Here is a 22,062-nt window from a genome sequence, read left to right on the forward strand (position 1 = left end):
TCCGCTATTGCTCGCCCTTGACGACTTATTGTATCCCTCTTACCGTCTTCTGTCTTGATCCATGGGTTTGGATAACACTTTGGGCGGCTTTCATGGCTAAAGAGTCTACATTCAAGGCTTTAGCGTTCAGTAACCACCCCATATAAGGAAAAGCGAAGGGCGGGAGAACACCATCCGTCCTCCCGCCCATTACGCACATAGGCTTGCAACGCTTCTGTCGGAACAGCATCGCAATTGCCGATCAATAGCATAAGTTATGAATTTTGTCTACCCATCCGTTTATCCCGCAGGGCATGTGTTGAGGAGCGGCAGCGCTATCAGCTTGGCAAGTTCGCTAGCATGAGGCTCTGCTTCTATACAACTAAAGTGATTGCCTGCAATTTCTGTCACTTCAAATTCTCCAAGACAAATATCGCGCCAAAAATCGAGCGTCATTTCTTCCGTGCCTGGTAAAAAACCGAACGGCTCAGCTGCCAGCAAAAAACGGATATTTCCCATAAAAGGCAAAGGGGTGAACCGGGCAGCCTGAAAGCTTTGGCGGTACATCTTACACAGTCCCTCCGCCATCTCGACCGGCATGTGCCCTCCGGTGGCTTGCGCTATCGCATGGACATAAGCCGCGAATCGTTCTCTCCTACTGACAGCCGCCAGACGGCGAAAGAGTTCTCCCACTTTGTCCAGCCCCGCATCTCCCCTGATTGTGCATGAAGAGCCTTGGGGCACACTTCGATTGTTGCTGTCGAAAATATGCAATAGCCCGCGCACGAGATCGTCTGGATCTACATCGCCAAAACCGGCTTGCTGGATGGAAATATTCAAATTGGGAACAAACAACGACTCGATGACGAGGTCGTCGTCGATATCGAACAGCACCGGGTGGCTGTCGATCAACACGAGATCCGTCAAATGAACCCCTTGCTCAACCAGGCGTCGTGCCACTTCAATGGCGATTAATCCGCCCAAGCAATACCCGATCAGCTGCATGCGCTTCTGTCCGCTTGCCAACAGACGCCCGGCGTAATCATCGGCAATTTGCTCAATCAATCGGGAAGGCTCGTACGCGCAGTATTTCTCCGTATCTGCCACGGTTATGCCGATGACAGGCCCGACATGTTGAGTGGTTAACTTCTTCAGAAGCAAGTGAAAACAATTCATCGTTCCCAGACCCGCATGGAAAACAACCCGCAGCGGCCCGGTCTCCCCGCCTCCATAGGGAGTAAGCACCGCATTGCTTGACCCTGACCCGCCTTGCAAATCCGATGATGAGACGTCAAACGTACGCTCCTTCTCCCGGCTGTGCGAACGGATAAATTCCGCCAATGCGGCGACAGTCGGGTAATGCAACATGTGCCTGAGCAAAGCGTCATAGGCAATTTCACCGTGCGAAGGGTCCTTGGCGAACTTGTCGCGCAGCTTCCCGGCCACCTGCGCCATAATGAGCGAATCGGCCCCCAGATCGTAGAAGCTTTGCGATCTGCCGATACCGGGCATGCTCAACGCCTTCGCCCACACTGTCGCAAGCAGCGCTTCCAACGCATCCGAGCTTTCCTCGCCGCTGTCGCCGGCTGCCAGCTCCAGCGCCGTTGTCGGTCGCCATGTCGCCAGCCCGCGCCGATCGATCTTGCCGTTGCCCGTAAGCGGCAGCGCGTCTGCAATCTGCAGTTGGGACGGCAGCATATGGGCGGGTAAACGGAGCGAGAGAAAATCCGTCAGCTCCGGCACACTGGCCGAGATCCGGTCCTGTTTTATGCGCCTTGCAAACAGATGAAAGCCCAAAACGGAAAGCTTGTGCTTCTCTTCTGGCAATGACAAAATCGGATCATCCCCATATTCCTGTAACAGCCGGATCCATCCGTCCCGGTTCAGGTAAGAAGTGTCCGTCCGCACATGATCACCCGGTTCCGTCATCATAAACGCCTGCGAAGCCAGAATCCAAGCATGCTCTGCTGTCGGCTCCGTAAACACGAGCCAGCCGCCAGGACAAACGAGTTCCGTCAACCGGTTCAAGCTGGCCGGAATATCACGGGCGTTCTCCAATACCCCGGCCGCGAGTACAACATCAAAGCTGTTCGGAGCTAGTCCTTGCTCCCGGCAATCCCGATCTACATCGAACAGGCCGAACCGGATTCCCGGATATTGTCCGAACCGGTGCTTGGCCTCCGGAATAAAGAACGAGGACACATCGGTAAATACATACTCCACGTCGAAGCCTTCCAAAGCGCGCAATACGTTGTCTGTCGTTGCCCCCGTACCGGCTCCAACCTCTAGAATCCGCAGCGGTCCTCCTGAATGGTTCTCGGCTATGCGGGTCAGAAGCAGACAAATGCAACGGTTGAGATAGCCTGCCATAAGATGATCAACGTACAAGGAACGAACAAGGTCAAGCTTGCCCTCTGGAAAAAGGAGCGCAACCGGATCTTGCCGCCCGCTTAGCAGCTCCGGCAGTCGTGCGGCATTGCTTCGAACATAAGCCATGAATCCCGATGAGCTTAGCTTATTCGTCCAGGATGCCTCGGCCTGTTCCCAATATCGGTACAACTGGCTCTCGTCCGGCTTATGTGAGCAACGGTAATGGTCGGCAGGGTGCGCTATCAGCAGCCCGGCCTTCGTCAGCCTGGCGATCCAGCGCTGAACGAGCCAGTGAAACGGAGGAGCGATGCCGGCACGCTGCAACCTATCTGTTATCGAGTGCAACTCATCGTCGGCAAACAGCCCCAGCTTGCACAACGCATCCAGCATCGAGTGGAGAACGGCTGTATCCAGACGTTCCACCGCCGCCTTAATGTCCGCTTCGTCAAGCCCGGCGGCCACCGTACTGCCCGGCTCGTCGAAGCCTTGGGTCAGCCGCTCAAATTCCGATTGTTCCGCCGCTTGATTCCGCTCCTGCTTGCGGGCAAGCTCCACCACGCCAAGCAACGTTTGATCGTCGCCCGTAGCTTCCATCATCACAACCCCGGCTGCCGCAACCGCAGGGTGCTTCAGCAGCGTCGATTCGATATCGCCCAATTCGATCCGATGCCCCCGTATTTTGACCTGATGATCCTCGCGGCCAAGAAACTCAATGTCGCCGCCGGGCAGGTAACGGCCCAAGTCGCCGGTACGATAAAGCCGCTGGCCGTCCACAGGATGCGGGAAAAAGCGCCGTTGCGTCGTTTCGATATCGCCCAAATATCCCTCGGCCAAGCCGTGTCCGGTAATGTATAGCTCCCCGGTTACCCATACCGGACAATCGCGCATGCTGGCGTCCAGCACCCGAAATCCCTGGTTGGCAAGCGGCCGCCCGTAAGGAATGCTTTGCCAGTCGGGTTGAAGTCCCTTATATTCGTGATAGATTGACCAAATGGATGCTTCCGTAGCGCCGCCCAGACTGACGATCTGCACAGCGGGCAAACGGTTGGTAAGCCGAGCCGGCAGGGCAAGCGGAATCCAGTCTCCTGAGAGCAGCGCCAGACGGAGCTGTGGCATGGCGATGTGAGGCTCGGCTTCCAAATAATCGATGAGCATCTGCATCAATGCCGGTACGGAATTCCACACCGTGATGTCATGTTTGACTATGAGTTCCGCCCAATGCGACGGGTCGGTCATTCTGTCATTGCTCGGATACACTAATGTACCCCCTGCGGACAGCGGACCGAAGAGGTCATAGACGGACAAATCAAAGCCCAGTTGCGCAAGTCCCAGCACGCGGTCCCCTGGGCAGACGCCAAAACGCCGATGGATATCCGCCACGGTATTGGCGGCCGCGCGGTGGCTAATCACGACGCCCTTCGGCTGACCGGTGGAACCGGACGTGTAGATGACGTAAGCGGGCAAGTCCGGGTCTCCGCCGGACAGTGAGGCATGCTCCAGAAGAGGCTTTACCCGGTCCACTTCGATCGTTGTCACGCCGTCGGGCCACATCAGGCGGGTCGTTGAACAGGTCAAAATAAACCGAATGTTTGCCTGCTCCAGCATCGCCATGCGGCGAAGCTCGGGCTGCTTCGGATCCATCGGGACATAGACGGCTCCCGCCGACAAAGCTCCAAGTACCGCCGCTGCCTGGTGCGCGCATTTATCCATCACGACCGCAACCCGCTCCTGAGCGGCACAGCCCGACGCTGTTAATTGTTCCGCCACCGCAGCGGCCCGCCGGGCCAACTCTCCGTACGTCACCTGGCCTTCGCTATCGATAACGGCCGCGCGATCCGGGGCTGCCGCCGCTTGCACCAGCACCAGCTCGTGCAAGGGACGATCGGGCACTGGCGCTTGCGTAGCGTTGCTGCGCTGTCGTTCCGTGAGCTGCCAGGCAGGCAACGCCACGGCTTCAACGGAATCCCAGCTTCGATGGGAGTAGGGCAGTGAACGCAGCAATTGCTCAAAGCAGTCAAACATATCATCGACCATTCGGTCGGGGAAGACGCCTTCGCGCACATCCCAATTGACCTGCAGTCCGCTCGGGCTGTCCATCGCCTGGCAATCGATAAAGACTTGCGGCGTCTGGCTAATCCCGTACCCGTCGATTTTGCCTGTCAGTTGATGAGCCGGCTCGACAAGACCGATGGCGCTGGTAAATACAACCGGCATCAATGCGGCCTCCCGACCGCGCCTGCGCGCCATCTCCCGCATTACCTCCACCCCGGAAAACAGACGATGATCCAAATCTTCGAACAACTGTTTCTGTAAAGCTCTTGCACGCTCTACAAACGACTTCTCCGGGGCCCCATCTACAGCCAGCAAATCAACCGTTGTAAAATCGCCAACAATATCGTGAACCTGGGAATGCAGCGGCAATCGGTTCAGCATCGTCAGATTGAGACAGAACGGCTTGCTGCGGCTCCATCTCTCGATGACGGTGCCGTAGGCGGCCATCACGGCAGCGGTCGGCGTCAAGCCGTGCTTTTGCGCTCGCTGCTTGAGCTCTTCCCAGGCCCGATTGTCCAGATGAAGGGAGCGGCGCCGAAAGCGCGCGGGTCCGCCGTTGACCGGTTGTCTCGCCACAGGCAGATCCGGCGCCGGAGGCAAGGCGTCCATCCGGCCAAGCCAGTAATCCTTGTCCCGGGCATAAGCGGGGGTCTCCTTCAAGCCGCGCTCCGCGAGCAAATAATCGCGGAAGCGGAGCTGAAGATCGGGCAATCGCTGCCCCGGATCGTTGTACAGCGCTTCAAACTCCGACAACAGCAACCACATGCTGGCCCAATCGGCGATAAGAAAATCCATGGAAACATGCAGGATCGCGTGATCGCGCGTTCGGGTCACGCCAATATCGAATAAAGGCCAACGATCCGTATCGTACATCCGATGACTCATATCATCCCGAATGTCAGCAAGCCTGGCTTCCGCTTCACGCAACGCCCAACCTCTTAGATCGGTGTACGTCACGTTCAGCTTCGGGACGTTCTGCATCACTCGCTGCTGTCCGTCTTGATCGATGGTCGCCCGGAGCATATCATGGCGCTCAACGAGCTGATTCCAAGCCGTCTCCGTCCGTTCGGGGGTGAGATCTGGATAGTTTACTTCCATATAGATATGGCAAGCTATCCCCCCATAATCCATCCCCTGGCGGCGCCCCAAAAAATAAGCGGACTGCACATCGGTGAGCGGGAAAGGTTCAAACCGCGACCCTGGATCGGGTGTGACGGTCGCTGCCCGCGACTCTGCGCGCAAGGTAGCCAGCAGTTCCGCTTTATTGTCTTTCAAGGCCTGCAAATCGCGGTCCGTAAGCGAACCTTTGGGCGCTCGGTAGCGCAGGCTCCCCTCCTCCTCCCATACAGATATTCCCGCCTGGCGAAGCCGCGCCAGCAGTTCTGCACCGTTGGTGTTAAGATGTTGCGGCATCATCGATCCCTCCTGTTTTTTGCGAGCCGACGCTCATGTTACGAATGCACTGCTTTCTCGGCAGTGGTAAATACAGCGCCATGCAGGCGGCTTGGATCCAGCGTTGTTTTCAAACCGGAAAGGCATACCTCAAGCACTCCCGTTTTCGGCGAAGAGACGACTTGCAGCCACTTGTCTCCGTTTGAAACCATTTGAAACGAATGCAGACGTTCATCGGCAACCCCCATTTTGACCCATTCCACTCCGGATGCACCGTTCGGATGTTCTATTTTCTTAGGGCGCTGGGGCGGGTCGTAAGTGGAGACGACAAACGGCAAGCCGATCGGCTCCGGCGCAAAAAGACTATATTTCACTTTCAAGCCGTCCGGTCGAGTTCTGCTGCCATGAATCAGTCGCGAAGTGGAGATTCCCGCCTTGTTGACGGTCGATCTGACCGCTTCCAGCTCCCGGATACGGTCTGCTCCCGACCCATGCGCCGCCTCACTTGTTCGTTCTTCCGGTTCCATCGCAACGTCGCACCAGCCTGCGGCAGATGTGGACCAGTATGTCCATCGTTTGCTTGCGGCCCGTCCGTAAATCCATCCAAGCGGCGGAATAAGCAACGTCAATGGCTTCGGGATTTGAAAAAATTCAATAAACGGTCCTTTCTCAAACCACAACAAGGCGTTGTGCGCCCGCTCCGGCGCACTGCCCCATTGGATCGAAAATCCTTCCGCCTCATAATCCCGCACAACGTCGGAAATGTTGTTCACCTTACACAAAATGTGGCTGCACTTCAGCATCTTTTCCCTTCCTTACGGCAAATAGTTTTTGTCCGAGCGGAGCAAGCGGATGAGCTTCATCCGGAAGGGCCGTCACTTCCTGGGCGCCCGCCCGACGAAATACGTCGCGCCACTGTTGGACGGACATGAAGGTGGTGTTCGTGTTTTTCCTGTCATCTTCCGGAGGGGTCATCATAAAAGCTTGCGAAATCAACATTTCCGTAAATTCTCTGACCGGCTCTGTGATCAGCATCACCCCTCCTGGAACGAGGCACTCCATAAGACCCTGTACGACTCCATCCGTATCGCGCGCGTTGTTCAGCATCCCCGCAGCAATCACGATATCGACGCTTCCCCGCTGCAGACCTTGCGCACACAGGCTTTGATCGATATCGACAATGTGATACCGCATCCAAGGGCAATCTTGATACCGTTCACGGGCAGCCGTTATAAAAAAAGGGCTAATGTCCGTAAACAAGTAATCGGGTTTCAGCCGGTTCGAAAGCGTGGTCTTCAAGCGGCAAACGACTGCATCCGTCGTCGCCCCTGTGCCCGCGCCGATTTCCAGAATTCGCAAGGAAGCTTCCTGTGAAGTGAAGGTATCGCTCACTGCCTGTTTGGCGGCGGCAACACGCATCACGGCATCGGCTACCGACTTGTTCAGATAATGTGACATGGCGGTATCGCGATAGAGCGCATGTGCGATGTCCATGCGTCCCTCGGGAAACAATAACAGCGCCGCTTGCTGTTCGCCGCTCATAAGCTGCGGAAGCTGTTCAGCGTTCGTTATGAGGTAGTCGATAATTTTGCGGGAGCCCAGTGTGCCGCTCCATGCCTCCAGCGCAGACTTCCAACGTTGCTCCACCTTGTCTTTCGTAAGTAGGTCGGTGCCCAGAAAGCAATCCCGGCGCTTGATCAAGTACCCGCGTTCCGCCAGAATTTGCAGCCAGCGGACGATGATCTGCCGATGTCGGGACGCCACCTTCGCGGCAGCGAGAATGTCAGCCTCGCCGTATTCATGCTCCGGCGTTGTCAGCGTCCCCTGCGATTGGAGCGCGAACAGCATCGATGAGAGCGCGGCCGCATCCAGCCGTTCGACGCACTCGCTCACCTGCCCGGCATCCAAGTCGTGGATTTCCGTCAGGGCCGCTTCCTGTAACCGTGCAACCGATAGCGGCTGGTGGCCGCGATGACTCCGCAAGACCGGGTAACCCAACGCTTGGGTCAAATCTTGCCACTGGCGGGAGCACAACAGCTCCTGCTGCGCTCTTGTATCCCCTGCGGCAGCGGCATTCCCTTGCATCATGTCTCCCAGCGCCAGCAGATCACGGCCGATCGCCTGCGGCCACTGTTGCAGGAGAATGTCTCGATAGCTGTCAACCGATGTTGGACCCAGCATTTGCGCACTGTGTTCAAGCAGATGCGCCGGCGCACTCGCCAGAAGCTTGCCGGGAATGTCCTGCACATCTGGAACGTGCAGGCGAGGACGCCAAATGACAGGACCATGGGTATCGATAAGCGACAAGCTGCCGCTAGGGACACCGATCGTCAAGCTGTGCAGCAAATGAAGATAATTGTCCGGATCATCGGGGTCGACTTCATTATGGGCTCTCAGCGTGATCGGAATGTTCCCGATCGACCCGCTTGCCAATTGAAACGGTCCCGCGTCCTTGATCACATGGTTGATCTTCCATGGACGAACGGACGGCAATGCTTCCGCTAAAATATGCATCAGCGGGTAAGAAACTTGGGTGGCACAGGCCGCATCGATGTATAGCGCCTGCTGTTGCCCCAACAAGGCGTTGGCGCAAGCGATAAACCGGCGCACAGCGGGCAAATGCACGTACAAATCGCCTGTCAAATAATGAACTCCATGTTGCCGCGCCACTCTCAGACAAGCGGCCAAGTCCTTGTGATGAACCGGTTGTTCCTGGAGCACGTGAATTCCGCGCGCCAGCAGCTTGCGCGATAACTCGGTGCCGCTGCCGCCCATGACTCCGGATCGCAACACAACGCAGGCGATATCGATGTCATCGGGAAGCTGCTCGACCTCTGTGTATAGAGGAATCCCGTAGCGCTCGGCGCATTGCTTGGAGCGCTCGCTTCCTTGGCCCAATAAACCAATCAGTTCAAATCGGTCCGCAAGCGCCTTTACCGCCTCGAGATAGAATTGTCCGAATCTGGAGCCGCATACCACGGTCCGCAACCGTCTATTTCCGTTCATATTTCACCCCTGCCCAACTTCCGTAAAGGTATGAGTAAGATCAACGTTCCACTCACCCAGCAAATTCATCATTTTTACCGGACATATTCCTTCCATCGCAACATAACATCCCGGCACCCTTTTGTCGTCCTCCATGACCAGCCTAGCGGCATGTGCCGCGACCATTCCCGACAGCGTATTCCAATCCTTGTTGTACAGCAATGTTGACACCAGCCGCAGCGGCGTGCCGGATTTGCACCCGGTGGCGAGCAGATGAAACATGGTGTATTCCTTCGCTTGTTGCCGATATGTGCCGAATTGTTCGACTAGCATCCTGGCGGAAGCCTGTTTCTGCTCTTCCGTTTTATACTGCTCCAACGCTTTGATCATCACGAACTTGTTCAGGATGGACGGGTCCTCATAGGTGTTATAAAACAAGGCCGATGTAAAACGGTAGGCTCGGGCAGCCGCCAGAAATTCATAGTGCAGGATGGGGTACGCCTCCCGCTCGCCCGCAGGGGAAGGCATTCGGTAGCTGCGGTGAAACGGGCGATCGATTCTGCTTGTCTCGCCGTTTTTGCAGTAAGCCATCCCAAGTCCGGTATCTTCCTGAATGCTGCAGACGATGTCGTACGCCGCGTTTACTGAAAAATCGCCATTGCCCGCAAAAAACAATTCGAGCGAATCGATATCGTCAAAATAGGTTTCCGCAATGTAAGCCGGGAAGATCTCGGACAAGCCGGGGTACACCCCGGCCGAGACAATACACGACAGCTGTTTCTCTTCGATGTCCCGCTGTCGGTTCAACAATCGCTTGTACAGATGCTCGTCTCCTGAGACATCCACATAATGAGCGCGATGCCGAATGGAAGCGGCCGCAACCCGATCCAATATTTGCTTCGAGGGGCCCGCGCAATTGATGACGATCGCGCATTTTTCGCAAAAGCGGCCAAGCGAATCGCTGTCGTACACATCCACGTACATGAAGTCGATTCTTGCTTCCGCATGCTGGTATTGCTCACGCAACTTTTCGAGATTTCGTCCCCCAAGTACCACAGGGCAATCGGTTGCAGCAAGCATCGTTTCCACCGCTCCGCCGCCTACTTGTCCGGAGGCTCCCAAAATTCCGATCCTGTTGTTCTCCACCGCCGTCTCTCCTTCTTGAATCAAATTGCGCCCTCTTCATATTCCGCCGCTTGATCCGACGCTATCGCTTTCGTCTCGATAAGCCGGGCAAGTATACCAATATTGGGGGCCTCGAAAAGGTTTTGCAGCGACAAGTCGATGCGGTATCGATCCTTCAGAAGCTGGATACATTGGATGGCGCGCAAGGAGTCGCCACCCAGCTCGTAAAAATCGTCATCGATTCCCACCTGCTGGCAGCCGAGCACCTCTTCCCAGACGCATGCGATCTGGGCCTGAAGCTCGGTTGCCGGTGCAACAGGCGTCTTGTCCGCCGGCCTCTCGCCGGCCTTCGCCAACGCCGCCAGCGCCTGTCTGTCCACCTTCCCGTTGGCTGATAAAGGCAGTTCCTCCTGCAACACATACGTTGTCGGCACCATGTAATCAGGCAGCTTGCGCCGCAAGGCGTCGGACAGCTTAGCCAGCTTGAATCTTCCGACCTCTTCGGGAGCTTGCGCCACGATCAAGCGCTGGCCGAATACGTCCGCAGCGCGGCCGTTTTCCGGCAACACCATCACCTTTGCAAAGCCCTTCTCCATTAGAACCTTGCGCCATGCTTCCGCCGCAAGCAATGGAAGACAGCTCTCCTGTCTCTCATCTTCAAAATGGCTGAAGCCATCCTCGAAAAATCCGACCGTGGTCAGCATCAGCCGGTTATTGTTGGTCGCTTCCATGAAGATTATATATCCGCCGGGCGCCAGCATTTCCTTCAGATGCTCCAGTGTCGTGTCCACATTTCGAGCACGGTGCAGTGTATTATCTGCAACAATCACATCGAATTCGTGGGGCTTATATCCTTGCGGAAGCGGTTTTTTGTTCATGTCGAATAGACGGTATTCAATCGGTGCCGATTGGCCCTGTTGCTTCCTTGCCTGATCGGTAAAGAAAGAGGATTCATCGGCATAGATATACCTTCCCCGGCCCGCACAAAGCGGCGCCAGCGTGTCCGCCAAACCTCCCGCCCTCGTTCCGATTTCCAATACCCGCAGCTCTTTGTCCAAGGGATAGGCATTGACAATCGTCTGGAACATCTCGCGAGCCAGATGGACGTAGTACTCCCGGGCCAGATTGAACCTGCTCAACGCTTCCGGCGTTAAAAAGGAAGCTTCGGCAAGGTAAAGCTCAAGCGGATCGATTTCGCCTCGAAGCAGACCGATCATCGACGCTTGCCCGCGACGAAAACATTCGTATAACGCCCGCGCTTGATCCGCTATGCCAGGGAAACGATGACATTCGCCGTCGATCAGGTCGGGCTGCACAGCGTGTAATGGATAACGGTTCAATAAGAGACCGTCCTCGTTTTTGTGCAGCAGCCCCTCCTCCACCAATACATCCAACCAGTGGCCAATCAGTGCCCGGTAACGGGGATGCAGCTGATAACGGCGCATCCGTTCGTCAATGGCAATGCCCTCTCCTTCGCGAGCGAACATGCCTAGGCTGTGCAACGTATTGCAAATGACCGCAAAGCTTAAACGATCGGTATAATCCGTAAAAGCCGAAATCGCCTCAACGTCGACGGCATCCAGGAGCTGCGACGCCTGCCGTTGACCGGAGGCGCTAATGGCCTGCCAACGCGCCGCACAGCTCGCAGCATCTGCGCGCTCGATGTCAAACCAATCCGAGCCTGCGGCATCGCTAGGAACCACATAACCGACCAACTGCCTATTGCCGGACGCTTCACCTATCACGCCGACGGCCGCGTCTTTCACCCCGTCATGACGCTTCAGTGTCGCTTCAATCTCGCCCAACTCGATCCGATGGCCCCGGATTTTGACCTGAAGGTCCTCTCGTCCGAGAAACTCGAGATTTCCGTTCGGCCAATAACGCCCCACATCGCCCGTACGATAGAGCCGTTCGCCTGTGCGAGGATGCCGAACAAACCTTTCGTTCGTATTGACTTCGTCGTTCCAATAGCCTGCGGCCAGCCCGATTCCGCCGATATACAGCAGGCCAGGCACCCAGACGGGGCAGTCCCCCATCCATTCATTCAGCACATAATAGCGCTGATTCGTCAGCGGACGTCCATACGGAATGCTTCTCCAATCCGGGTCGACGTCCATAATCGGGTACAGGTTCGACCAGATCGATGCCTCCGTAGCCCCTCCCAAACCGATCACTTGGACGCCGTTACCATAAGCCTTGATGTGGTCCGGCAAGTCCAGAGGAATCCAGTCGCCGCTGAGCAGCACCAAGCGCAGAGATGGGGGCAGCGGTTCGCCACTTCCAGAGACATACTCCAACAGCATTTGCATCAAAGCCGGAACCGTGTTCCACACCGTGATATGCTCCCGGCTCATCCACGCAAGCCAACAAGCCGGATCTCTTGTCCGCTCCGCTTCCGGCATGACGACCGTGGCTCCCGCCGCCAGCATGCCGAACATATCATACACCGAAAGATCGAAGTTCAAGTTGGACAAGGCGAGCACCCGATCCTCCGGCCCGACGGAAAAACGCTTGTTCATATCGAGAATCGTATTGACCGCGCCCCGGTGGCTGATCATAACCCCTTTGGGAACGCCTGTCGAACCAGAGGTATAGATGACGTAAGCCAAATCGTCCGGGTTCCCCGACCCGTTCGGCCGCCCGATATCGCCTTCCCTTGGCGCAATCTGATCGATATGCAACCGCTCCATCCCTTCGGGCCAGCCAAGCTGCTCGTCCAGCCAGGACTGGGTAAGCACGACGCCGACGTTGCCGTCGCGCAGCAACTGAAAGCGCCTCTCCTCAGGGTGGGACGGATCGATAGGCAGGTAGGCGGCCCCGGACTTCAGAATGCCGATCACGCCGACCATCTGTTCCCAGCCTTTCTCCATGATCACCGCAACCAACGAATGGGGCTGGGCCCCTTTGGCCCGCAACAGCTCTCCTACCGCATCGGAACGAAGCCGCAGTTCCTCGTAGGTCAAGGTGCGACCGGAGCAAATCACAGCCGGATGGTCCGGTTGCATGACCGCTTGTCTGGCAAATAAACCGTCGAGCGTATCCGGGGATACGGGTGTATCCGTACGGTTCGCCTCGATTCTCCGTTCGAGCCGGGGCACCGCAACCAGATTCGGCTGTTCGATTCGCCATGTCGGCTCTTCATCAGCCAGACGCCGAAGCAAATGACAATAAGCTGCAAACATATCGTCAAGGAGTCCCGGCGGAAACAGTCCCTCTACAGCGTCCCAAATCAGGAGCAATTGTCCGTCCTCTTCCACGACCTGATGATCCAGCCACACTTGCGGCGTCTGCGTAATGTTGTAGACAAGCTTGCCCAACCACTTGCCACCGGATCCGCCCAACTCGTCGACACCTAGCGCGCTCGTAAATACGACCGGCATCGCCCCGCCATGATAGGCTCCGGTTTTTTTGGCCAGTTCACGCTGTACCTGTACTCCCCCGACACAGGGATGATCCAAATCCCGCCACAGCTGCTGCTGCACATTCCGGGCCCGCTCCAGAAAAGTCGCCCCTGATGCATGATCCACGGCCAGCAACGTAAGCGAAGTAAAATCGCCTACGAGCTCCTGTACCTCAGGATGGAGCGGCAACCGATTGAATTGGGTCAGATTGATCGTAAACCGGGGCCGCCTGCTCCACACCGCGAGCGTTTCGGCATAGGCAGCGAGCAGGATGCCCGAAGGAGTCAATCCCGCCTCCGCCGTCCGCTGCTTGAGCTGCCGCCATGTGTCGCGATCCAGACGGGAATCGACACGGATGAACCGCTGCCGGGCCAACGATTCCGGATGTTGCACCAGGGGCAGTTCCGGGGCCGGCGGCAAGTCGGACAGACGATGCATCCAATACTCCCGATCACGTTCATATAAATCCGACTCCTTCAGCCGTTCCAGCGCCAACACGTAATCCCGGAATGACAAGTCCAAGGAGTTCAGACGAGCGTCCGGATCATGATAGAGCCGGTTCCATTCGCAGAGGAGATGAAACATGCTCCAACCATCGAACAGCAAGTTGTCGAAGCTGATATGAAGCCGAACCTGTTTCTCTCCAAAAAGCGACGCCCGCACCTCGAACAAAGGCCATTCGCCAATCGATAGCACCTGGTGGGACATGTCCTCCCGAACCCGATGCAGTTCCGCCGCGGCAGCTTCGGAATCCACCCCCCGCAAATCGGCGACGGCCATTCGATGGGGCGGCACCTGCTCCAAGATTTGCTGGCGCTGACCGTCGGGCAAGATGACCGCCCTCATCATGTCGTGATGATCGATCAGCCGCTGCCAGGCTCGATTGATCCGCTCCACATCCAGATCTGTCCCCTCAAGCTCGAAATAGCAATGTGTGGATACGTTGCCCAATGCATAAACACCGCTCCGGCCGACCCAATAGGCTTGCTGAATATCGGTCAACGGAAAAGGAAGGCTTCGCTCTTCCGGAGCCGGAACGATGTCAGGCAAGCGGATCATCAAATCGCTGCTTCGCTCCTTCTCCTGGGTAAGCGCCTGCACACGTTCGGCCAGTTGGGCGATGGTCGGCCTTTCGAAAACCGTTCCCAATGAAAGCTCGACCTCAAACTTGTCGCGCGCCATGGCACCCAGCTTGATCGCAAGCAAGGAATCCCCTCCCAATGCGAAGAAGTTATCGGTTATCCCGATCGGCTCCACATGAAGAAGACGGCTCCACATCGCCGCAAGCTCCCGTTCGATGGGCGTACGCGGTGCCGTATCGTTTTTTTTCCCTGTCGCCGATTTCTGGTGAGCGGGGACGGGCAACGCCTGCCGGTCAACCTTGCCGTTTGCCGTCAGCGGCAGCTTATCTACAGGGAGAATCAGCGAAGGAACCATATATTCGGGCAGGTTCCCTCTCAAATCATCAGCTAACGTTGCCGGTTTGAAGTGTGTGACGCGATCCGGCGCCCGGGCTGCGATGACATGCTGTCCATAAATGCTGGCCGGATCGTCTTGCTCCGGAAAAGCGGCAGCTTCCGCAAACGTTTCGGACTTCAACAGCTGCAGCCATCGCTCCGCCGATAGGAGCGGCAAATGTGTCTCCGTTCTTTCATCTTCGAAACGGGTAAAGCCGTCCTCAAGATAACCGGTGCTTACCTGCTGCAACCGGCTGTTGCGGGTCATTTCCAGCAATAACAGCAGGCCCCCCGGTGCCAGAAGTGATTGGACATGCGCCAGAGCTGTGCCGATATTCCGGGCGCGATGCAAGGAATCGGCTGCGATCACGATGTCGTAGCTATGGGCATGAAACCCTTGAACTTGCGGCTGTTGGTCGATGTCCAGCAGCCGGTACTCGATGAACGAACTAGGGTTCCCTTTGTTGTCCGCCAAGTTGAGAAAGTAGGCGGAAGGGTCGGTGCATGTGTAGACGACCTCGTCGGGCGTGAGTTCCGACAACATGAAGTTGCTCAGATCGCTGCTTCTTACGCCTATTTCCAGTATCCGTAGCGGTTGAAGTCCGGATCGCGCTTGAACCGTGACTTCCAGCAGTCGTCTGGCGATGCCGTGTCGATAGTCGAAGCCCGGCAGAGACCGCATCAACGTGTCCGGAGACAAGGCGTGATCACTAGAGAAGAACAGCTCGAGCGGGTCGACATCGCCCTTCAACAAGCGGGCATCGAACTGACCGATCTGCCGCAAATACCGCAAAAGACGTGGCGAATATGTATCCCATCCGGAGAAAGCCTTGTTTTCCGGCCCTGTTGCGGACAGGTCTGTCGGCAGCCTTCGCGTGCTGATCCAGGCGCCCGTTTCGTCCTTCATTAACACCCCTTCGCCTACCAGTGTGTCAAGCCACTGACGCACCAGTTCCCGATAACGAGGCTGAATGCCACCATGGTGCAGTAACGACTCGAGCGTGTGCTTCTCCTCTGGCTGGAGAAAAACGCCCATTTTTCTAAGCGCTAGGCCCATTTGACATCCACTCACGCGTTCTATAAAATCCCAAAATTCAGGAAACTGCTCGGGCGCAAGCTTTTGTGGCAGCCCTTCCCGGGACTGTTTTCGACCCGTGTCCACCAAAACATTCCAGAAGGTGTTGACCTTCTCTGGATCAGCGCTGTCGATTTCAAATAAGGACGAATCGTTTTCCGAGTCGGGAACCACATAGCCCACGAGCTGCCTCGTTCCCCGTGGATCGCCGGCCGCCACGACGACAGCGTCGCGTACGCCCGGGTGCCGCTTCAACGCCGTTTCAATCTCGCCAAGCTCAATGCGGTGTCCCCTGATTTTGACCTGGAAGTCTTTTCTGCCTAAAAACTCAATATTGCCATCCGGCCAATAACGGCCCTGATCGCCTGTTCGATACCAACGGGATTCGTTCCATTCGACAAAACGCTCCGCGCTCAGCCGGGAATCTCCCCGATATCCTTGAGCTACGCCGGCTCCGCCGATCCACAGCTCTCCGGCTACCCAGTAGGGACAATCCCTTCCCTTGTCATCCACTATCCGATACGTCTGGCCGGACAGCGGGCGGCCGTACGGAATCGACGTCCAATGCGCAGGCAACGGCAACGAAATATCAAAACAGTTGGACCAGATGGAAGCTTCCGTGGCTCCCCCCAAGGCGACGAGGCGACTGTGTTCGGCCACTTTGTTCAGCCGCGGCGGCAGCTCCAGGCCGATCCAATCGCCGGACAGCATCACGAGACGCAGTGACGACAGGGTTTGCCGTCCGCTCTCGGCAGCCACCAACAGCATATCGAGCAGAACAGGGACGGAATTCCAGATCGTGACCTGATACTTGTTCAGCAGAACCAACCAATCGGCCGCATCCCGGCGCGTCTCTTCCGATAGCAGCACCAGCGAGCCTCCAACGCTCAGCAGCCCGAAAATATCGTAAACGGAAAGGTCGAAATCGAGGGATGAAACGGCCAACATCCTATCGGTTGGACCGACTTGATAGCGCCGGTTGATGTCCGACACGGTGTTCCATGCCCCGGAATGACTGATTTCTACCCCTTTCGGTTCTCCTGTGGAGCCTGAAGTAAAGATGACGTAGGCCAGACGCTCCGGAGATAGGTAAACCGGTTCCGTTAGCGGAATGGCGTTCTCCGCAGCGGCGATCGATTGCACGATGGCAGCGGCCGGCCATTCCACGGCGTCAACAAGCTCATGATCGGTAAGCACATAACGGATTCCCGCTTGCTGATGAATCCTGTCGCGGCGGGCGGCGGGCTGATCGACGCCGATCGGCACATAGCATGCCCCGGCGGCCATTATGCCGAGCACGGCGGCGATTTGTTCCATCCCGCGCGGCAGCGTGACGGCGACAGGCTCACCCTCCCTTACCCCCTTTTCTATGAGGACTGCCGCCACCCGCAATGCGTAGTCGGACAGTTCGCCGTACGAACAGAACGTATGCGAACGGCTGTCTATCAGCGCGGGTTGTCCAGGATTCGCTGCAGCAAGTTCAAAAAAGGAAGCGTGCAGGCATTGGGTCTGCTGTGGAAGCAACTCTTCAACACGATGCTCTTGTCTTGGCGGCTTCCCAGCCCACAGCACATCCGGCGAAGCTTGCCAGTCGTTGTGATCCTCCGCCAGCCATTCGATCAATTCGGCGTACGCAGCCAACATCTGTTCAATCATGCCGTCGGGGAACAAGGAGTCGACGGCATCCCAAGCTAGTAACAAGCCCCCTTCCTGTTCGTATATTTGAAAGTCAAGCCATACCTGGGGTGTCTGCGAGATCATATAAACAAGTTCTCCCAATGCGCGACGGCATTCGTCGCCGATGAGGGGAGTGCCCAAATTACATGCGAATACGACTGGCGCAATATCCCGTTCCCCTTGGCGGACCCGGGCCAGATCGCGTTGAAGCTGCACGCCGGAATAGGCCGCATGGGCCACATCCTGATGAAATTGCGCCTGGACGCTTCGCACCCGTTCCACAAAGGATTGCCGGGAACCGCAGTCGACCGCGAGCAACAGCAGATTGGTAAAATCAGCGACGACATCGTCAATTCCTGCTTCCCCGGTCTGTCGGTCAAACAGCGGGACGTTAATGAGGAATTGCGAATTGGCGCTCCATCGATCAAGCACTTCAGCATAAGCAGTTAACAGCACCATCGCCGGCGTCACTTGGCAAGCTGCGGCCCGTTGTTGCAAAAGCTCCCAGTCCGCTTGATGCACAACATAGCTTCTTCTCGTAAAGACAGGCGATGTTACCGTTGCCGGCCTTACCTGCAATGGCAAATCGGGGGCGGCCGGGAGCGTTGGCAAACGTTCGCTCCAATATTTAGCGGCTCTTTCTTGTTCTTCTGCTCGCCTCGACGCTTCCCGGCGCAAATATTCGGCAAAACTCCAGTCTCCCGGCGCCGCAGGCTTGGAACCGCAGGCATAGGCAGCAGCCAAGTCCCGTAACATAATACTCACGCTTTGCACGTCGGCAACAAGCAAATCAATATCGAAATGAAGGCGGGTACGGCCTCCCGGCAGCAAGCTGAGCTCGATCCCGGCAACCTCCCCCTTCTCCACATCCAACCGCCGATGCGACAACCGGTCGCGAATACGCGTCAACTCGCGTGCAAGCTCGTCCTCCGGACAGTAGCGCCAATCGTGTACGGCCAGCGTGTTGATAACAGGATCATCCAGCACCTCCTGCCGTCCATCCGCCAAAAATCGGGCCCGAAGCATAGCATGATGCGCAAGCAATTGTTCCCAGGCCGATTCCAGCCGCTGAGGATCGACACCTTGGCCGTCAAGCTCCAAATACGCGTGACACCCGACTCCGCCCAGAGGCTGATCGTCGCGCCGTCCGATCCAATAGGCATATTGCACATCGGTAAGCGGGAAAGGTCCGTTCTCGGGCTCACGAACTTCGGCCGCCTTTACGCGCTTCTTCGCTGGCGGCACTTCATGATTGCTTTGTTGCAGTAAGGGCCACCAGTCACTTAGGCGCGGCGCGGCGATCAGTTCGGCAAATGTAATTGTCGAGCCGGCCCGCCGCCAATGGTTGACCAGTCTCATCATTTGCAGGGAATCCATCCCAAGCTCGATCAAGTTTTGATCGTCGTCAAACTCGACCGGTGTGGGCAGCATGCGCTTGATTTGCATCCGCAATTGTTCCAAGCTTATCGCAGAAATATGGAGCAAAGATTGATTCATCACAGATTCCCCTTTCTCCTCCTAATTGAAGCTTATACGCTCGCACCCGTTTCCTGTTTTACACTGCGGACAATCAACTGCCTGGAAAAACTGCTTAATTTTTCGCGCGTCTCTTCCAGTTCTCTGGACGGTACGGACATCTCCACGATGCCTGCTCCGGCTTGAAGCCATGCGATCTTCTCTTTCTGAAAAATCGTCCGCAGTACAAGGGCGGCATCCATGACGCCGTTGCTGTCATAAGTCATTACACAGCCGCTGTAAAGATTTCGGGGCTCTGACTCGAATCTTCCTATGGCATCGATGGACTCTTTTTTGGGAATGCCGGAAGCCGTAACCGCAGGGAACAGGGCATGTAACGCGTGCCATGCATGGCAACCGGGTTTCAGCTTCCCTTTTAACCTCGAAGCGATATGCTGAACCGTTCCCCTGCTGACCACCGACATAAAATCATGTACGGTAAGGGTCCCGGCCTCGCAAATTCGCCTCATCTCTTCATGCGCCAGCCTGACGGAAACGGCATGTTCCGCAATTTCTTTTGGATCGTTCAGCAATTCCTCTTTGAGCCTGTGTTCCTCTTCTTCGCCGCATCCCATGGAACGCGTTCCCGCTAGCGGGAACGTACTCACCCAACCGTGACCGTCGACTTCGACAAGCGTTTCAGGACTGAACCCGGCCGCATGCAAGCCGTCAAGGCACAGCAGAAACGATCGCGCGGGCGTGTTGACTTTTCTTCCCCCCATATAGGTGGCCACCATATCAAGCTCCTGATGGAGCGGGATTTTTCTGGATAAGATCACTTTTTGATATTTGCGCTCTCGAATCTCTTTCACGGCAGCCTCCACCCCCTTCATGTAGGCTTCGGCATGATGCGTGTTTACCTCCGGGAACTCCAGCTCTGCCTGGTTGGCGCTGCCCGCAAAACGGTTTGCTATGCGCTGGTCTTGCGCGTGATTCGCTATCTCCCCCAGCCGTGTTCTAACCTCTTCGAACTGCCCCTTATCCAAAGCTCGCAGCAGGATCGCGCCTTTCTCAAACCTTATTTCAACCTTAGGGATAAACAGCTTCAGCAGGCACGCATCCTCGGACAATAGCGGCAGTCCGCAATGATAACGGGACAGTCCGAAATTGGCGATTCCGTAAGCGCGCCAGTCCTGAACTGAAACCGACGAGAAGGCCTTCTCCATGTTCTCACTTAATGTCTGGTTTACAAATTGCAGCGTGTCTGTGGCTGTTGTCACTGTCGTGTACTCGGGATCGACGGTGAACAGGGCGTGGATGCCCAGGCCCACAGACAATTCGTCCCCGTTTTCGTACAGGAGATAGTTGTCAAACCAACCGGACTCGATCACTTGTGCCGCAGCCAGATGAGCATCACCCTTGAAAGCGAGCGTTTCTTCCAAGTAGGCTGCCCGACTGTCTTCTGCCTTGCGCGCCGAACCTGCAGCCAGCTCTTTCAATTTCGCTTTGTTGATTTTGCCGACGCTGGTCAGCGGCCAAGCATCAAAACATTCGATTTGATCGGGCATTTTATAGCGCGCAACGCTCCTATCCTGAAGAAAACGGTGGATCTCGGCCAAATCGATCGCTTTGCCTTCGGTCAGCAAACAGGCGCAGCTTCTTTCTCCCAGCCTGTCATCGGGAAGGCCGATCAAGACGGCGTCTTTGATATCCGGGTGTGCTAGCAGCCAAGACTCGACTTCAGCCGGCACGATTTTTTCGCCTGCCCGATTGATTTGCTCTTTCATGCGTCCACCAACCTGGATATTGCCGTCCGCCGTAATTCTCGCCCTGTCCCCGGAGCGGTAAAACCCGTCGGGCGTAAAGGCTTCCCGATTCTGTTCGGGCGCCCGATAGTACCCGCTGATCGTATAAGGCCCTCTCACCAGCAGCTCACCGAATTCGCCTTGCGGAACTTCGTTGCCGTCTTCGTCAACCAATTTGATTTCATCATCGTCCGATAGCGGACGTCCTTGGCAGCGATGAATGAGGTGATCGGGATCATCAAGGGAGGTGCAGCAAATGAGACCTTCCGCCATGCCGAAAACTTGCTGAAGCTTGCACTTCATCTCCGAAGTGATGCGCTTCGCGAGCGTTTCCTCCACCATCGCCCCTCCCACCTGGAGGACTTCAAGACTTGAGATGTCGCTGGAATGGTCCCACTCGAGAACCTCAAGCCACAGATGGACGAGGGCGGGCACAAGCGCGGTAATGGTCACCTTCTCTTTCTCAATCAGCGGAAAAGCTTCGTCGCAGCTTGTCGTGTTGCACATGACCACCTTGCCGCCAGCCGACAACGTTCCTAGGATGCCAGGGCAGCACAGAGGAAAATTATGGGCAATCGGAAGAACGGCAAGATAGGCGCTTTGCTGATTCAGTTTGCAGCGCGTCGCGGCCGCTTTGGCATTATACGCGTAATCGGCGTGCGTCCGCGGAATCAGCTTCGGTATGCCGGTTGTTCCGCCGGATAAGAGCAAGAGAGCGGTATCCCGGCAGGAAGGGGATTCCAGCTCGGCTAGCGGCATGCCGCTATCGGCAAGGCGAAGGCCGCCTTCGCTTTCACCGTCGGTAATGACCAAGCGGACGGAAGGATGCCTTTGAACCATTCGATCGGCCAATGGTTTGTAGTTGAAACCGAGAAACTCATCGGGAATGATGTACGCGACCGGTTTCGCGAGATGAAAAATACCGTCCAGCTCCGTCTCCCTATGGACGGGCAATGCGAGAATCGGCACGGCTCCGATGCGAAACAGGGCAAAGCAGGCGACGACGAAAGAGATGCGGTTCGGCAACTGTACAACCACATGATCGCCTTTCTTAATGCCCATATCGTAAAAACCGGAAGCCAGTTCATCGGCTTTGCGGTCAAGCTCCTTGTAGGTAAGTCTGGCGTTGTCTTCGACAAGCGCAACGCTGTCGCGATAAGCTTCGGCCCATATTTTCAATTGTTGCCCCAGCGTCAACGGCTCCCCAAAACCAAGCTGTTCGTATTGACTTGCCAAGCGATCAACCCATTCCTTATTTTTCAACATTCGATCCACTCCTCGTCTTGTGT

6 protein-coding genes are annotated in these 22,062 nt (G+C 56.4%); all 6 read right to left on the minus strand.

The annotated features are described in order from the left end of the window. Positions 1-279: 279 nt before the first annotated feature. Genes PPOP_RS15735 through PPOP_RS25345 form a run of 6 tightly spaced genes read right to left on the minus strand, consistent with a single transcriptional unit; the run spans position 280 to position 22,039 of the window. Complete coding sequence (locus PPOP_RS15735) at positions 280-5,817, minus strand: non-ribosomal peptide synthetase (protein WP_006287553.1); 5,538 nt, start codon at positions 5,815-5,817, stop codon at positions 280-282. A gap of 35 nt (positions 5,818-5,852) precedes the next feature. Continuing rightward, positions 5,853-6,596 carry a VOC family protein gene (locus PPOP_RS15740; protein ID WP_006287554.1) on the minus strand — a complete coding sequence of 248 codons (744 nt, stop codon included), beginning with the start codon at positions 6,594-6,596 and terminating at the stop codon, positions 5,853-5,855. Further along, positions 6,568-8,799, minus strand: a complete 2,232-nt coding sequence (locus tag PPOP_RS15745) for a bifunctional Gfo/Idh/MocA family oxidoreductase/class I SAM-dependent methyltransferase (protein WP_006287555.1) — start codon at positions 8,797-8,799, stop codon at positions 6,568-6,570. Before PPOP_RS15745 ends, PPOP_RS15740 begins: the two co-directional genes overlap by 29 nt. Before the next feature lie 3 nt (positions 8,800-8,802). Further along, entirely contained in the window at positions 8,803-9,948 is a 1,146-nt protein-coding gene (locus PPOP_RS15750; RefSeq protein WP_234399868.1) for a saccharopine dehydrogenase family protein, read from the minus strand. After that, positions 9,945-19,010, minus strand: a complete 9,066-nt coding sequence (locus PPOP_RS15755) for a non-ribosomal peptide synthetase (RefSeq protein ID WP_042229232.1) — start codon at positions 19,008-19,010, stop codon at positions 9,945-9,947. The genes PPOP_RS15750 and PPOP_RS15755 overlap by 4 nt, the downstream gene beginning before the upstream one ends. A gap of 32 nt (positions 19,011-19,042) precedes the next feature. Beyond that, on the minus strand, positions 19,043-22,039 hold the full coding sequence (locus tag PPOP_RS25345; RefSeq protein WP_006287559.1) for a salicylate synthase: 2,997 nt from the start codon (positions 22,037-22,039) through the stop codon (positions 19,043-19,045). Positions 22,040-22,062 lie beyond the last annotated feature (23 nt).

This window comes from Paenibacillus popilliae ATCC 14706, from assembly GCF_000315235.1.
GTDB lineage: Bacteria > Bacillota > Bacilli > Paenibacillales > Paenibacillaceae > Paenibacillus_B > Paenibacillus_B popilliae.

Bases quoted from the DNA above. Each gene is read 5' to 3' on its own strand.
- PPOP_RS15735 (WP_006287553.1), bottom strand. From the start codon at position 5,817: ATGATGCCGCAACATCTTAACACCAACGGTGCAGAACTGCTGGCGCGG.
- PPOP_RS15740 (WP_006287554.1), bottom strand. From the start codon at position 6,596: ATGCTGAAGTGCAGCCACATTTTGTGTAAGGTGAACAACATTTCCGAC.
- PPOP_RS15745 (WP_006287555.1), bottom strand. From the start codon at position 8,799: ATGAACGGAAATAGACGGTTGCGGACCGTGGTATGCGGCTCCAGATTC.
- PPOP_RS15755 (WP_042229232.1), bottom strand. From the start codon at position 19,010: ATGAATCAATCTTTGCTCCATATTTCTGCGATAAGCTTGGAACAATTG.
- PPOP_RS25345 (WP_006287559.1), bottom strand. From the start codon at position 22,039: ATGTTGAAAAATAAGGAATGGGTTGATCGCTTGGCAAGTCAATACGAA.